General features: G+C 70.9%; 13 protein-coding genes and 1 pseudogene. All 14 read right to left on the reverse strand.

The window, feature by feature from the left end; all coding sequences use genetic code 11:
- Positions 1-1,362: a S41 family peptidase gene (locus ABC319_RS09735; protein ID WP_413070030.1), complete on the reverse strand. Its 1,362-nt coding sequence runs from the start codon at positions 1,360-1,362 to the stop codon at positions 1-3.
- Between the two features lie 117 nt (positions 1,363-1,479).
- Positions 1,480-2,646 (reverse strand): murein hydrolase activator EnvC family protein, encoded by a 1,167-nt coding sequence (locus tag ABC319_RS09740; RefSeq protein ID WP_413070031.1) that lies wholly within the window; start codon positions 2,644-2,646, stop codon positions 1,480-1,482.
- 2 nt (positions 2,647-2,648) lie between these two features.
- A complete protein-coding gene (locus ABC319_RS09745) occupies positions 2,649-3,071 on the reverse strand; it encodes a 23S rRNA (pseudouridine(1915)-N(3))-methyltransferase RlmH (protein WP_413070032.1) in 423 nt (140 codons plus the stop codon).
- A 4-nt stretch (positions 3,072-3,075) separates the two neighbouring features.
- Positions 3,076-3,480: a ribosome silencing factor gene (gene rsfS / locus ABC319_RS09750; protein ID WP_413070033.1), complete on the reverse strand. Its 405-nt coding sequence runs from the start codon at positions 3,478-3,480 to the stop codon at positions 3,076-3,078.
- Positions 3,481-3,488: 8 nt separating this feature from the next.
- Positions 3,489-4,091: a nicotinate-nucleotide adenylyltransferase gene (locus ABC319_RS09755; RefSeq protein ID WP_413070034.1), complete on the reverse strand. Its 603-nt coding sequence runs from the start codon at positions 4,089-4,091 to the stop codon at positions 3,489-3,491.
- Complete coding sequence (locus tag ABC319_RS09760; RefSeq protein WP_413070035.1) at positions 4,088-5,353, reverse strand: glutamate-5-semialdehyde dehydrogenase; 1,266 nt, start codon at positions 5,351-5,353, stop codon at positions 4,088-4,090. The genes ABC319_RS09755 and ABC319_RS09760 overlap by 4 nt, the downstream gene beginning before the upstream one ends.
- A gap of 55 nt (positions 5,354-5,408) precedes the next feature.
- Positions 5,409-5,786, reverse strand: a complete 378-nt coding sequence (locus tag ABC319_RS09765) for a hypothetical protein (protein WP_413070036.1) — start codon at positions 5,784-5,786, stop codon at positions 5,409-5,411.
- A 72-nt stretch (positions 5,787-5,858) separates the two neighbouring features.
- Positions 5,859-7,823, reverse strand: a complete 1,965-nt coding sequence (gene ftsH / locus ABC319_RS09770) for an ATP-dependent zinc metalloprotease FtsH (protein WP_413070037.1) — start codon at positions 7,821-7,823, stop codon at positions 5,859-5,861.
- 106 nt (positions 7,824-7,929) lie between these two features.
- A complete protein-coding gene (gene tilS / locus ABC319_RS09775; protein ID WP_413070038.1) occupies positions 7,930-8,937 on the reverse strand; it encodes a tRNA lysidine(34) synthetase TilS in 1,008 nt (335 codons plus the stop codon).
- Positions 8,909-9,856, reverse strand: a complete 948-nt coding sequence (locus ABC319_RS09780; protein WP_413070039.1) for a tetratricopeptide repeat protein — start codon at positions 9,854-9,856, stop codon at positions 8,909-8,911. The genes tilS and ABC319_RS09780 overlap by 29 nt, the downstream gene beginning before the upstream one ends.
- A gap of 41 nt (positions 9,857-9,897) precedes the next feature.
- Positions 9,898-10,851 (reverse strand): helix-turn-helix domain-containing protein, encoded by a 954-nt coding sequence (locus tag ABC319_RS09785; RefSeq protein ID WP_413070040.1) that lies wholly within the window; start codon positions 10,849-10,851, stop codon positions 9,898-9,900.
- 111 nt (positions 10,852-10,962) lie between these two features.
- On the reverse strand, positions 10,963-13,236 hold the full coding sequence (gene ptsP, locus ABC319_RS09790) for a phosphoenolpyruvate--protein phosphotransferase (protein WP_413070041.1): 2,274 nt from the start codon (positions 13,234-13,236) through the stop codon (positions 10,963-10,965).
- A gap of 554 nt (positions 13,237-13,790) precedes the next feature.
- Positions 13,791-13,875: pseudogene (locus ABC319_RS09795) on the reverse strand.
- Between the two features lie 63 nt (positions 13,876-13,938).
- The gene (gene ruvB, locus ABC319_RS09800) at positions 13,939-14,958 is read right to left on the reverse strand and encodes a Holliday junction branch migration DNA helicase RuvB (RefSeq protein ID WP_413070042.1); all 1,020 of its coding nucleotides are present in this window, start codon (positions 14,956-14,958) and stop codon (positions 13,939-13,941) included.
- Positions 14,959-15,313: the final 355 nt, after the last annotated feature.

The raw sequence follows: 15,313 nt of genomic DNA on the forward strand, positions 1-15,313 counted from the left end.
TTACTTCGTTGCAGCCGGGGTGGCGACCGGCCGCGGCTTCGTCGCCGCCGCGACCTGCGCCGCGCCACCCAGCCGCGCCACGGTCTTCAGCGCATAGTTCAGCTGGAAATCGTCGACGCCCTGCTTCTTCAGCTCCTCGGCAGTGGCGGTGAAGCGGGGATCGTCCTTGACGTCGTTCTCCAGCGTCTTGTCGTCGGCCTTGCCCTCGTTGATCAGGTGGCGGCGCAGGTCCGCCTCGCGGATGATCGGGCGGTCCTTGTAGTCGGGGTCGCTCAACTGGGGCACGCGGATGTCGGGCTCGATCCCGCCCTCCTGCACCGAATGGCCGGACGGCGTGTAGTACCGGGCGGTGGTGATCTTCAGCGCGCGGTTCGGGCCGAGCTCGATCACCGACTGGACCGATCCCTTGCCGAAGCTGCGCTCGCCCATCACCAGCGCACGGTGATGGTCCTGAAGGGCGCCCGCGACGATCTCGGACGCCGACGCCGTGCCGGCATCGGTCAGCACGACCACGGGCAGGCCGCCGGTGACGTCGCCGGGGACGCGGCTCTCGGCATAGTAGCGATCGATGTCGGTACCGCGCCCGCGCTGGGACACGATCTCCCCCTTGTCGAGGAAGGTGTCCGCCACCGCGATCGCCTCGTCGAGCAGGCCGCCGCCATTGTTGCGCACGTCGACGACATAGCCGAGCGGCTTGTGCCCCAGCGACTGGGTGATCGCCGCCACCGCGGCGCGCGTTTCCGCCCCGGTGTTCTTCGAGAAGGTGTTGATGTTGATGTAGCCGACGTCGCCGCGCACCTCCCACTTCACCGGCTTCTGGACGATGCGCTCGCGCACCATGGTAACGTCGATCGGCTTGTCGCGGCCGGCGCGGACCAGCGAGACGGTGATCTTGCTGCCGGCGGGTCCGCGCATCTTGGCGACCGCCTGGTCCAGGGTCAGGCCATAGGCGAGCTCGCCGTTGATGCGCAGGATCAGGTCGCCCGCCTTCACCCCGGCGCGATCGGCCGGCGTGTCCTCCTGCGGCGCGATCACCTTCACCGCGCCGTCCTGCATCCCGACGGTCAGCCCCAGGCCGCCATAGGCGCCCTCGGTCATGATCCGCAGATTGTCGTACTCAACGCCGGTCTCGTACACCGAATGAGGGTCGAGCGAGGCGAGCATGCCGTCGATCGCCCCCTTGATCAGGGTCTTGTCGTCGACCTGATCGACATAGTTCGCCTTGATCCGATTGAACACGTCGAGGAACTGGTCGAACTCGCGATAGGTATCCGTATCCGCCGCCGCCATCGCGGCGGTGGCGAGCGGGATCGCCGACATGGCGGCGGCGATCGCGGTGGCGGTGAGAAGCGGACGGCGCATGGATGCCCTTGGTTCAGCGGTAACGGCCGTTCCTAGCCGCTTGTGCGGTGGGGAGCAAAGCAGTGTTGGGCTTAACGGCGGCTGACGGCCGGGAAAGAACATCGGGTGGCGGGCTGATCACCCGACCAGCGCGGCCGCATCGATCGGCCGGCCGCGGCGGCGCAGCTCGACGGTCACGCGTGGCTCCTCGCCGGCGCCGACCTGGCCGAGCGTGTCGCCCGCGCGCACGTTCTGGCCAAGCACCACCGCCAGTGGCCCCATGCCGGTGACCAGACTGGTCCACCCGCCACCATGATCGACGATGACGATGCGGCCATAGCCGCGAAAGGCACCGGCATAACGGATGACGCCATCGGCGGGGGCGACGACGGGCGCCTCCGCCGATGCCGCGATGGTGAGGCCGCGGGAACGGACGCCGGCCTCCGATATCTCGCCGAAGCCGGTGACCAGCCGGCCCTGCACCGGCAGGCGATAGAGCGCGGCGGGCGGCGCCGTCATCCGGGCACCGTCGCCACCCGCAGGACGGGGCGACGGACCGGGCAGCCTGGCCAGCGCGGCGATCGTCGCCTGTCCCTTGCCCTCCTCCGCCATCTGGTCGAGCAGGTCGCGTGCCGCCTCGCCCAGCGCCAGCGCCCGGTCCGATTCGGACAGCGCGCCGCGCCCCAGCTCGGTCGCGCGGGTGCGGTGCCGCGTCTCGGCGGCCACCAGCACCTGCCGCTCCGCATCCAGTCGCTTGCGACCGGTCCGGAGTGCCTGCCCGGCGGTGACGGTCCGCTCCCGCAAGGCGCGGGTCGCGGCCACCTGCGCACGTAGACCGGCGGTGCGCGTGCGGATGGCGGGGATCACCGAGGCCAGCACCGCGCGCAGGTGGACGAGATCGTCGACCGAGCCGGGCTGCGCGATGGTGACCGCGGAGGGCCGCAAGGTGAGCGATTGAAGCGCGGCGATCAGGCGCGCGACCGGCGCCTGCTCCTGGGCCAGCGCGGCACGGCGCGCGACCAGCAGGCGGGTGACGATCGCCGCCTGCGCCTCGGCCGCGGCAAGCTCCGCCTCCGCCGCGGTGACGCGCGCGGCAAGGCCCTGCTGCTCGGCGGCGGCACGTGCGGCCGCATCACCCTCGGCGGCGGCGGCGATCAGCAGGCGCTCGGCCCGCGCACCAGCGAGCGCCGCCGCCTGTCGGGCCGCCGCCAGCCGCTGGCGCTGGAGGTCGATCGGGGCTGCCGCGGCGGCGGTCAGCAGCAGCGCCAGCGCCAGCGAAGCGCCGAGGCGGAACGCGGACCGCATCGCTATCCCTCGCGGTGATAGGGGTGGCCGGCAAGGATGCTGGTCGCGCGGAACAGCTGTTCCGCCAGCATCGCTCTCGCCAGCAGGTGCGGCCAGGTGGCGCGGCCGAACGACAGCAGCAGATCGGCCTCGGCCCGGTCGGCATCGGCGAACCCGTCGGCGGCACCCAGCAGGAACCGCGCCTCGCGCACGCCGTCGTCACGCCAGCGGCCCAGCTGCGTGGCCAGGGCCAGCGAGGGCAGCGCCTCTCCCTTCTCGTCGAGCAGGATGCGGCGCATCTGGGCGGCGGGCGCCGGCTCGCGACCACCGGTATCGGGCAGTTCGGTGACCCGGGTCGGCCAGGCGATACGCTTCAGATAGCGGTCGACCAGCTCCGCCTCCGGCGACCGGCCGATCCGCCCGCGTGCCACGATATGGAGCAGCACCGGCTCAGCCGCGGGGCGGCTCCGGCATGGTGGTGGGCGGTGGCGCGTCGCCGAACGACCACATGCGCTCCAGATTGTAGAAGGAGCGGACCTCCGGCCGGAAGAGGTGGACGATCACGTCGCCGGCATCGATCAGCACCCAGTCGGCGGTCGGCAGCCCCTCGATACGGGGGCTGCGGCCGCACTCGGCCTTGATCTTCTCGGCCAGCTTCGATGCCATCGAGGCAACCTGGCGGGTCGAGCGGCCGCTGGCGATCACCATGTGGTCGGCGATCGTCGACTTGCCGGCCAGCGGGATCGACACGACCTCCACGGCCTGATCGTCGTCCAGCGACTGGAGCACCAGCCGGTGCAGCGCCTCGATCTCGGCGGCGTCGGTGGAACGGGGAACGGAGGGGGAAGTGGCCAAGACAGCTCCTAGGAGGACGGCCCCCGGCCGAAGCGCCGGTGCCAGTCGGGATCGCCGGCGCGCAGGCCGGTAGCGGACGTCGGATCGGGGCGGAAGCGCAGCAGCACCAGGGCCGGCAAACTCCACGTCGTCCATCGTTTCGCCGCTGACCGCGGTCGTCGATAGCGCCGCAGCCAGGCCATCGCGGGGGCCGCGAGTGCATGGCCGTCATATCCCGGCCGCGCGACAACCGCAATCGGGATCGCGCGCGCGATGCCCCGCCAGTCGCGCCAGCGGTGGAACTGGGCGAGATTGTCCGCCCCCATGATCCAGACGAACCGCCGGCGGGGATAACGCCGCTGGAGCTGCCGGATGGTGTCGACGGTGTAGCGGGTGCCGAGTCGCGCCTCGATCGCGGTCGCGCGGATCGGGGCGCGACGCGCCATCGCGCGAGCGGAGGCCAGACGCGCCGCCAGCGGCGCCATGCCGGCCGCGGGCTTCAGCGGGTTGCCCGGCGACACCAGCCACCATGCCTCGTCCAGCGCCAGCACATCGATCGCGGCCAGTGTGATGCGGCGGTGGCCCCGGTGCGCGGGATTGAAGCTGCCGCCGAGCAGGCCGGTGGGGGTCAAGAACCGCGCACCTGCCCGTTGCCCCGCCCGACCCACTTGTAGGTCGTCAATCCTTCCAGCGCGACGGGGCCGCGCGCGTGGAGGCGGCCGGTGGCGATGCCGATCTCCGCACCCAGCCCGAACTCGCCGCCATCGGCGAACTGGGTGGAGGCGTTCCACAGGACGATGGCGGAGTCCGCCTCCGCCAGAAAGCGTTCGGCGACCGCGGTGTCGGCGGCAACGATGGCGTCGGTGTGATGCGAGCCGTGGCGGGCGATGTGCGCGAGGGCGCCATCGATGCCGTCGACCAGCGCGACCGAGCAGATCGCATCGAGATACTCGGTGTCCCAATCCTCGGCGGAGGCGGGGTCGACCGCGGCGATCGCCCTCACCGCCCCGTCGCCACGGACGGTGCATCCCGTCGCCGCCAGTGCCACAACGAGTTCCGCCGCATGCGGCCAGGCGCGGTCGATCAACAGCGTTTCCATCGCCCCGCAGACGCCGGTGCGGCGCATCTTGGCATCGACGACCACGGCCCCGGCCATGCCCGGGTCGGCGGAGGCATCGACATAGACGTGGTTGATGCCGTCCAGATGGGCGAGCACCGGCACCCGCGCCTCGGCCTGAACGCGGGCGACCAGGCCCTTGCCGCCGCGTGGCACGATCAGGTCGATCTGCCCCGCGGCGGCCAGCATCGCGCCCACCACGGCACGGTCCGCAGTCGGCACCAGCTGCACCGCGGTGCGCGGCAGGCTCGCCCGCTCCATCCCGTCGGCGAAGGCGGCGTGGAGCGCGCGGTTGCTCGCCAGCGCCTCGCTGCCCCCGCGCAGGATCGCGGCATTGCCGCTCATCACGCAGAGCGCCGCGGCGTCGGCGGTCACGTTCGGGCGACTTTCATAGACGATGCCGATCACCCCGATCGGCACCCGCACCCGCGACAGGGCCAGACCGTTCGGGCGCGTGCGGGCGTCAATCACCTGCCCGACCGGATCGTCGAGAGCGGCCACCGCCTCGACCGCATCGGCCACCGCCGCCAGCCGGGCCGCATCCAGCATCAGCCGGTCGAGCAGCGCGCGGCCCAGCCCGGCCGCGCGGGCGCGGGCCATGTCCGCCGCGTTCGCCGCCAGTATATCCGGCGCCTTGTCGCGGATCGCGGCGGCGGCGGCGCGCAGGCCCGCCCGCTTCGCATCGGCAGGCAGGCGGGCGAGGCACGCCGCGGCATGGCGCGCATGCGCGCCCATCGTCGCGATCAGCTGGACGGGATCGGTATCGGCATCGGCCATGGCCGTCCGCTATCACAGCGGTGGCCGCTGCGCGAGATGGCGCCGGGCGGTGCGATCAGCAGGGGAACTTGCGGCCGAGCACCTTGGCGTAGCCGTCGCGGAGCGGCCGGCGCTGGTCCGCGGCCGGGAGCGCGGCGAGGCTGTCGACCATCTCCTCGATCCCGATCGTCTCGCCATCGGGGACGCAGGCGAGGCCCGGCTTGCGGGCAGCGACGCGGCGGGCATTCTCTGCCTTCAGCTGGACCTTGGCCTGTCGTGCCTCCTCCTTCAGGATTTGAAAATCGGGGGAGAGCAGCGCGGCGAAACCCTGTTGGCGCAGGACGTTGGCCCGCTGGACGAAGGTGCCGACGGTCATCGCCGCACCGGCCGGCGCGGCCATGGAGACGGCCGCGGCAAGGGTAGCGGAGAGGGTGAGGGTACGCACGAACGACATGGGGCCGACCTTCCGGTGGGAAAGCCGACCCCTACACCCCGCCGGCTTGCCGCCGGCTGAATGTCGATAATGTCAGGCGCCGAGCGGCGTCGGGTTGCCGAACGGGCCCGAGTTGCGGCGCGTCTTGGGGATCGACGTGCCCGCGGCCGGTACCGCCGGCGTCTTCGGGCCCTGGTTGATCCGGTCGATCTCCTCGCCGGCGATCAGCTTCTTGATCTCATCGCCCGACAGCGTCTCATATTCGAGGAGCGCACCAGCAAGGAGATGGAGCTGGTCGACATGCTCGGTCAGCACCTGCTTGGCCTTGGTCAGCCCGCCCTCGACGATCGCCTTGATCTCGTCATCGATCAGCTGCGCGGTCGAATTCGACATGCGCACCGGCTGTGACGAAGAATAGCCGAGGAAGCTCTCGCCCTCCGGCTGGGCGTACTCGACCGGGCCGACCTTGTCCGACATGCCCCATTTGGTGACCATGTCGCGGGCAAGACCGGTGGCGTACTGGATGTCGCCCGATGCGCCGGACGATACCTTGTCATAGCCGAAGATCACCTCCTCGGCGACGCGACCGCCCATCGACACCGCCAGGTTCGCGTACATCTTGTCGCGGTGGTACGAGTAGCTGTCCCGCTCCGGCAGGCGCATCACCATGCCCAGCGCACGGCCGCGCGGGATGATCGTCGCCTTGTGGATCGGATCGGACGCCGGCTCGTGCATCGCCACAATCGCGTGGCCCGCCTCGTGATAGGCCGTCATCCGCTTCTCGTCCTCGGTCATGACCATGCTGCGGCGCTCGGCGCCCATCATGACCTTGTCCTTGGCCTCCTCGAACTCGCCCATCGCGACCAGGCGCTTGCCCTTTCGCGCCGCAGTCAGCGCCGCCTCGTTGACGAGGTTGGCGAGATCGGCGCCCGAGAAGCCCGGCGTGCCGCGCGCGATCGTGCGGGCATCGACGTCGGGCGCCAGCGGCACCTTCTTCATATGAACTTCGAGGATCTTGATCCGGCCCTCGATGTCCGGGCGCGGCACCACGACCTGACGGTCGAACCGGCCCGGCCGCAGCAGCGCGGGATCGAGCACGTCGGGGCGGTTGGTCGCCGCGACGATGATGATGCCCTCGTTCGCCTCGAACCCGTCCATCTCGACCAGCAGCTGGTTCAGCGTCTGCTCGCGCTCGTCGTTGCCGTTGCCGAGCCCGGCGCCGCGATGGCGGCCGACCGCATCGATCTCGTCGATGAAGACGATGCAGGGCGCCGACTTCTTGGCCTGTTCGAACATGTCGCGCACGCGGCTGGCGCCGACGCCGACGAACATCTCGACGAAATCGGATCCGGAGATGGTGAAGAACGGCACGCCCGCCTCACCCGCGATCGCGCGGGCGAGCAGGGTCTTGCCGGTGCCGGGCGAACCCACCAGCAGCGCGCCCTTGGGGATCTTGCCGCCCAGACGGGCGAACTTCGACGGATCCTTCAGGAACTCGACGACCTCCTCCAGCTCCTCGCGGGCCTCGTCGATGCCGGCGACGTCGGCGAAGGTGACGCGACCTTCCTTCTGGGTCAGCATCTTGGCGCGGCTCTTGCCGAAGCCCATCGCCCCGTTGGCGCCGCCGCCCTTCTGCATCTGGCGCAGCACGAAGAAGGCGATGCCCAGGAACAGCAGGAACGGCAGCGACTGGTACAGGAGGACCATCCAGACCGACGGGCCGTCCTCCGGCTTGGCGGTGATCGTCACGCCCTTCTCGCGCAGCTTGCCGACCAGCGTCGAATCGGGGAGCGGATAGGCGCGGAACTTCTCCCCGTTCGACATCGTGCCGGTGATAATGTCACGGCTGATGTTGACGTCCTTGACCGTGCCCTCGTCGACCTTGTCGAGGAAGGTGGAGTAGGCGACCTGGTTCCCCGTACCCGAGGTCGACGAGCGGCCATCGACCATCGTGACGAACAGCGCGAGGCCGAGCAGAATGCCCACCCAGATCAGCAGGCTCTTCATCCACGGATTGCCTCCGCCATTCTCGGGAGGCTGCTTGTCGTTGTCGTTCATGGGCACGGCGATACCTTTCCCTGCCAAGATAGGCCGGGAGGGGTTAATGGCAATGGAACAAAACGTCGATCAATCACCGGAAAGCCGGGTCCGTCGCCGGTAAGCGTCAACCCGTCCGACGCGGGGGCGCCGCGGCGACCTGCCAGACCGTGCCGCGCGGCGCGACGACGATACCCGCCTGGGTCGCACGCCGGCCCCGTTCCAGCGCGTCGAGCAGCGATTCGACGTTGGCCGCGGGACCGAACTCGGGCGTGTCGATCGCCGCGGCAGCCCGCGCGGTGGCGATGGCGCGGCGGACCAGCAGACGGCGGAGCGCGCGCGGCAGGCCGTCGACATTGATCGCGAGTGCGTCACCCGCCACCCGGCGCGTCTGCCATGCCCATTCGGCGAGCGCGTCGAGATCGTCGGCCATGGCGGCGACGTGGTCGGCGGCGCGGGCGAGGCGGGCGGGGTCGAGCTCGGGTATCGCCGCGAGCCATTGGCGGGCACGGACGCGGGTATAGCGGGGGTCGGCGTTGCCGGGATCGTGCGCGACCGGCAACCCCCCGGCGATCGCGGCAAGGTCGGCGCGACGCCAGTCGAGCAGCGGGCGGATCAGCGTCACCCCCGGGCAGAGCGATCGGGCGCGACGAATGCCGGCGAGGCCTGTCGGGCCGCTGCCGCGATTGGCGCGCATCAGGAAGGTTTCCGCCTGATCGTCGGCATGGTGGGCAGTGGCGAGCAGCGTGGCACCCGCCCCCGCCGCCCAGCGCCCGAGTGCGGCGTAGCGGGCGGCGCGAGCGGAAGCCTGAACGTTGCTGGCGGGGAGCGGCCGGTCCGGATGGAGCGTGGCGTGGGGGATGGCACGGGCGGCACACCAGTCGGCGACCATCGCCGCCTCTGCCGCCGAGGCGGGGCGCAGGCCATGGTCGAAGGTGGCGGCGATCACCCCGCTCGGCCGCGCGGCGGCAGCGAGCGCGAGCATGGCCATGCTGTCGGGCCCGCCGGAGACGGCAAGGGCGAGAGGGGTGGCGTGATCGCCGGACCCGACGGAACGCGCCAGCCCGGCCTCGAACCGGGCGAGCGACGTCGCGTCGATCAGCGGCTCACTTGCACTTGGCGGCGGTGCGGCCACGCGCCAGATCGGCCTTGAAAGCAGCGGTCATCTTGGCACCGTAGACATCGGTCAGCTCGCCATAGACGCGGCAGGCGTCGGCAGGCTTGTCTAGCTTCACCAGTGCCTGGCCCAGATAGAGCAGGCTGTCCGGTGCCCGCTCACCATCCGGCATCTTCTTGTAGTTGTCGTAGAACGCCATCGACGCCAGGCTGGGCTTGCCATCGTCGAGATAGGAACGGCCGAGCAGGTTCTGCGCGTAGCTGGCCCGGCGGCTGGCGGGGAAATCGGCAACGGTCTTCTTCAGCTGCGCCTGCGCCTCCGGATAAAGCCCGGCCTGCCACAGGCGGTAGCCGTAGAGATACTGTTCCTCCGCCTGATCGCCACCCTTGGCCGGACGCTTGATCGCGGCGAGCTTGTCGGCGCGGTCGGCGGCGGCCGGTGCGCCGCCGGCGGCGGGGCGGCTGCCCGCGATCGGGCGCGACGGCGCCGCCGACGCGATCGGCGCGGGATCGTCGCCGCCGACCGGTCCGCCGATGGCCGGCGCCGTCGCGGCCGGCGCGGGTGCCAGCGCAGCCAGCCGCGCGTCGGTCGACGCCTTGTACGCATCGAACTGCTCGCGCAGCTGGCGTAGCTGGAAGCCGTTCTGCTCGCTCTGCCCGGTCAGCGTGGCGATCTGCTGCTCCAGCGACGAGACGCGGGCGGCAAGATCGACGACGGGCGAGGAGACGGGGGCGCCCGATACTTCCGGCGAGGCGGTGGGTGCGACGATATCGGGCTGGACCAGCTGGCCGGCACCGCCGGGGAACACCTTGCGCTGCACCGCGCGCATCTCGCTTTCGAGGCGGCCGACGCGCGCCTCGACATTGCCGGTCTGCGCGGCGGCGAGGCCGGGCAGGATCATCGCGACGCCCGTACAGAGCATCATCAGGGTACGCATGGCCGACATTCTCACTGGCTGCATGTCCGTCACGATAGCCGTCACTGGGCTTCCGGCTCGGCGACAGGGGGCGGGTTCTGGGCGGACTGGAGGTTGGCCCGCTGGGTCTCGGTCAGCGGCCGGCCCGTAGCGGCAGCACGGGGCGTGCGGCGGAGTGCCGCCGTCGTCGGGGCGACCAGCGGGGCGGCGGTAGGCGACGGCGAGACGGCGGGGGCGCCGCCACCCTGGCCGGCACGGGCGAGGAGCGCGGCGGCGTCCACCGCGACGTCCTTGATCGGGCGCGATCCGTCACCCAGCGGCGGGATGGCAGTGCCGCCGACCGCGACGCGCAGCTGGTCGGGCCGGCCGACGTTGATCTTCGGCGCATCGGCGGTCGCCGGCACCTCGAAACTCTCACCCGGCTTCAGCGTGCCGAGGTACAGCGTGGTGTTCGCGGCATCGTAGACGCGCAGCCACACCTCGTTGTCGCCCGCCGTCAGCGTCACCGGCCCGGCGGCGGGAGTGGGCGACGGCGCCGGCGCGACGGCGACCGGGGCCGTCACGGCAGGCGGCGCCGCGACGATCGCCGGTCCGCCGGCACCCGGCCGGAACAGATCGGTGGCGTAGTAGAGGCCGGCCAGTACCAGGATCGCGACGGCCAGCCCCAGCCCCAGGATCGCGATCCCGCGCGATGGGACGCGGGCCAGATCGGCAGTCTCGTACGGCTCGTACTCCGGCGCGCGGGGTACCTGGGCCAGCTCGCCGCGCACGTCATGGGCGACCGAGGCATCGTCGAGCCCGACGGCGCGGGCATAGGCGCGGGCGAAGCCGACGGCATAGGTCGGCGAGGGCAGCAGCGCGAAGTCGGTGGACTCGATCGCTTCCAGATGGCGCAGCGGCACGCGGGTCCGCGACCCGACTTCGGCCAGCGACAGGCCCTGCGCCTCCCGTGCCTTGCGCAGCCGGTCACCCACGCGCTCGGGCGCTGGGGTGTCGCCGGGCTCGACCTCTGTCATCCACTAAACTCCGCTGCGAACCGCCACCCCGGCCCGCTTGTCCCATGTTCCAGAGCCCCATGCCGCTGTCAACGCAGGCGTGAGTCGCCGCTGCGACGGGGCGCCGGCTGACTACGCCAGATCGATGCCACGATCACCTGCCCAGGCGGCCAGCGCACCGCGCAGGTCGCGCGGCGGACGCGCCAGCAGATCGGCCACGAACGCCGTCGTCTCCGCCCGGTCGATCGAGCGGATCATCGCCTTGACCGGGCCGACCGCCGCCGGCGTGATCGACAGGCGATCGATCCCGATCGCAATCAGGGCCAGCGCCTCGAGCGGGCGGCCGCCCATCTCGCCGCAGACCGCCACCGGCACGCCTGCCGCCCGCGCCGTGGTCGCGACCCGGGCGATGAAGCGCAGGATGGACACCGACAGCCAGTCGTACCGCTCCGCCAGCTTCGGATTGGCACGATCGGCGGCGAACAGGAACTGGGTCAGGTCGTTGGTGCCGATCGACAGGAAGTCGCAGGTCGGCAGCAGCAGGTCGAGCTGCTCGGCCAGCGCCGGCACCTCCAGCATCGCGCCGTAGCGGATGTCGATCGGCAGCCGCTTGCCGCGCGATGCCAGCCACTCGCGCTGCGCCTCGAACAGGGCGCGCGCCTCGGCGAACTCCCACGCCTCCGACACCATCGGGAACATGACGTGCAGCGTCCGCCCCGCCGCCGCTTCCAGCAGGGCACGCGCCTGCGCCTTCATCAGGCCGTCGCGCTCCAGCGCCAGGCGGAGCGCGCGCCAGCCCATCGCCGGGTTCTCCTCGCCATGCGCCTCGACGGTCAGGTACGGCAGCGCCTTGTCGCCGCCGATGTCGACGGTGCGGAAGATCACCGGCCGGTCGCCGGCCGCCTCCATCACTTCGCGGTACAGGCGCTGCTGGCGCTCGCGCTGCGGCAGGGTGGCGGACACGAGGAACTGGAACTCGGTGCGGAACAGGCCGATGCCGTCCGCGCCGGTCAGGTCGAGCGCGGCGACGTCGTCGCGCAGGCCGGCATTGACCATCAGGGTGATGCGGCTGCCGTCCCTCGTCTCGGACGGCAGGTCGCGCAGCGCGGCGAAGGCGGCCTTGCGCTTCTGGCGAAGCGCCAGCTTCGCCTCGAACGCCTCCTCCATCATCGACGAGGGGCGGACATAGACGCTGCCGTCGACGACATCGAGGAGGAGCAGGTCCCCCTCCGCGATCAGGCGGCGGACGTCGCGGACGCGGCCCAGCACCGGCACCCCCATGGCGCGGGCGACGATGGTGACGTGGGCGGTGAGCGATCCCTCCTCCAGGATCACGCCCTTCAGCCGGCGGCGATCATATTCCAGCAGCTCCGCCGGGCCCAGGTTGCGGGCGATCAGGATGGTGTCCTGACGCAGGCCGAGCTGCGCGGCGGTGCCCATCTGGCCCGACACGATGCGCAACAGCCGGTTGGCCAGATCCTCCAGATCGTGCATCCGGTCGGCGAGCAGCGGGTCGTCGATCTGGCGCATGCGCTGGCGGGTGCGCTGCTGGACGCGCTCGATCGCCGCTTCCGCGGTCAGGCCGCTGTCGATCGCCTCGTTGATGCGCCGCGCCCAGCCCTCGTCATAGGCGAACATCTTGTAGGTCTCGATGACCTCCAGATGCTCGCCACCGACGCCGAACTCGGCCTCGCGGGCGATGCGGTCGATCTGCTCGCGCATCTTGTCGAACGCGGCATAGACGCGGTGGCGCTCGGCGTCGGTATCCTCGGCCACGGTATGCTCGACGACGATGCGCGGCTGGTGGAAGACCGCGCAGCCCGAGGCCATACCCTCGACCAGCTTCTGGCCCGCAATGCGGACCGCTGCCGTCGACTGCACCCGGTCCTTGCCCTGCGCGGCAGTGTCGATCAGCCCGGCATTGGCGATCAGCTCGGACAGCACCATCGCCACCGTCTGCAGCGCCTCGATCTCGACATCGGCGTAGCGGCGCTGCTCGGCATGCTGGACCGCCAGCACGCCCACCACCCGCTCGCGCCGGATGATCGGCACGCCGGCGAAGCTGTGGAACCGCTCCTCCCCCGTTTCGGGCTTGTAGGCGAAGTCGGGATGCGAGGCCGCCTCGTCGAGGTTCAGCACCTCGCCCTGCGCGGCGATGGTGCCGACCAGCCCCTCGCCCAGCGCCAGCTTGGTGACGTGGACCGCCTCCTGCGCCAGCCCGCGGGTGGCGAAGAGCTCCAGCACCCCCTCGCGCAGCAGGTAGATCGAGCAGACCTCGCTATCGGTCGCCTCGCCGATGATGCCGACGACCTGATTGAGCTTCGCCTGCGCCGGCGTGCGCGCCGCCATCACGTCGTGGAGGCGGACGAGGATCTCGCGGGCGGAGGCGGCAGCGGTCGCGGGCATGATCCCGGGAGCTACCAGAAGTGTGGCCCGGGTGCCACGCGGCAATATGATTTAGGATGATTCTGCCCGGCCCGGCGCAGGAAACGGGGAAGGTAAGGCTAAGGTAAGGGCTAAATCACGTTTTTGGCGAAGGCGGTCGGGAGCGGCGGGTGGCGGTGCGGAGGAGGTGTGCCGCGGGTCATACAGGACGGCCGGAGTGTAGGACAGGATCGGCGGGTAGCGCCCACTTGCGGACATTCCCAACCAGGCCGAACCTGATCTGATGGAATATGATCGTCAGACATTAGATGCCGCTCACCGCCATTCGAGCAACCACCGGGCGGAGTTGGAGCGGAGCGATGTGTGCGGCTGCTTCTACTGCCGAGCAACATTCACCGCCGCTGATGTCGAAGAGTGGCTTGAAGATGAAGACGGAACAGCCCTTTGCCCCCAGTGCAATGTGGACTCGGTGATCGGTTCAGCGTCCGGGTATCCGGCGGGCGAACAATCCTTTTTAAGCTCGATGCATGATCGATGGTTCGGTTGAACGGCCGCTCTCCACCACGTCGAGCCGTTGCCAGCGGCAGGGGATCGAACCCGCACCCCGACCGTCGCCGGGGATCGCTGTAGCGATACGTCTACCAATTCCGTCACGCTGGCGGTGCGGTGATAGCACACGAACACGAGCGAGCGGTACGTCAGCTATCCACCACAACCCGCCGATCAGTCGAACAAACCGTCCTGCGATCCCGCCGGGGGGTTGAGACCCAGATGCTTCCAGCCGCCTGCGTTCAGGCAGCGGCCGCGGGCGGTGCGGGCGACCAGGCCGAGCTGGATCAGGTAGGGCTCGATCACCTCCTCGATCGTGTCGCGCGGTTCGGACAGGCCGGCGGCGAGCGTCTCGACGCCGACCGGGCCGCCGCGATAGATATCGGCGATCATCGTCAGGTAGCGGCGGTCCATCGCGTCGAGGCCGAGCGCGTCGACCTCCAGCCGGTTGAGCGCGGCATCGGCGGTGCGCGCGTCGACGATCTCCGCACCCGCCACGTCGGCGAAGTCGCGGACGCGCCGCAGCAGGCGACCGGCGATGCGCGGGGTGCCGCGCGACCGGCGCGCGACCTCCGCCGCGCCATCGGGGGCGATCGCCAGCCCGAGGAGGCCGGCGGCGCGGGTGACGACGCGGGTCAGTTCCTCGACCGTGTAGAATTGCAGGCGGATCGGGATGCCGAACCGGTCGCGCAGCGGCGTCGTCAGCAGCCCCTGCCGCGTCGTCGCGCCGACCAGCGTGAATTTGGGCAGGTCGATCCGGACCGAGCGCGCCGACGGCCCCTCGCCGATCATCAGGTCGAGCGCGCGGTCCTCCATGGCCGGGTACAGCACCTCCTCGACGGCGGGCTGGAGCCGGTGGATCTCGTCGATGAACAGCACGTCGCCATCCTCGAGATTGGTCAGGAGCGCGGCGAGGTCGCCCGACTTGGCGATGACCGGGCCGGAGGTGGCGCGGAACCCCACCCCCATCTCGCGCGCGACGATCTGCGCCAGCGTGGTCTTGCCGAGGCCGGGCGGGCCGAAGAACAGGACATGGTCGAGCGCGTCGCCGCGGGCGCGGGCGGCCTGGATGAAGATGCGCAGGTTCTCGCGCGCCGCCGCCTGCCCGACGAACTCGTCCAGGTGGCGTGGGCGCAGCGCGGCGTCGACATCCTCGGGGCGGCGCTGCGCGGTCATGAAGCGGTCGTCGGTCACGCTTCGTTCCGTAGCGGGGCAGGTGCGCGGGGTCGAGGGGGAGCCGGTTCGCCCGTGTGCAAACCGCCATTCCGTGTGGGCGGGATTCCCGATACGCTGACGTTCGTGGCCCGACCGCAGGGTTAGCGGGTCTGGATCCCCGCCTGCGCGGGGATGACGGTTGTGGTGTGGCAGGAGGTGCTGGCCGAGGCATAGGAGCGACGGGCGGGCGGTGTCTGGCGAGCATCGGTAACAGTCGTCACCCCGGACTTGATCCGGGGTCCCGCTTCTGCCGCCGCCGGTGATCAGCGGGACCCCGGATCGAGTCCGGAGTGACGGAGGGGTGGCTGGAACGGCGCGGATGATCGCAGGCTGC

The sequence above is a fragment of the Sphingomonas phoenicis genome, assembly GCF_047238005.1.
Taxonomy (GTDB): Bacteria; Pseudomonadota; Alphaproteobacteria; order Sphingomonadales; family Sphingomonadaceae; genus Sphingomonas.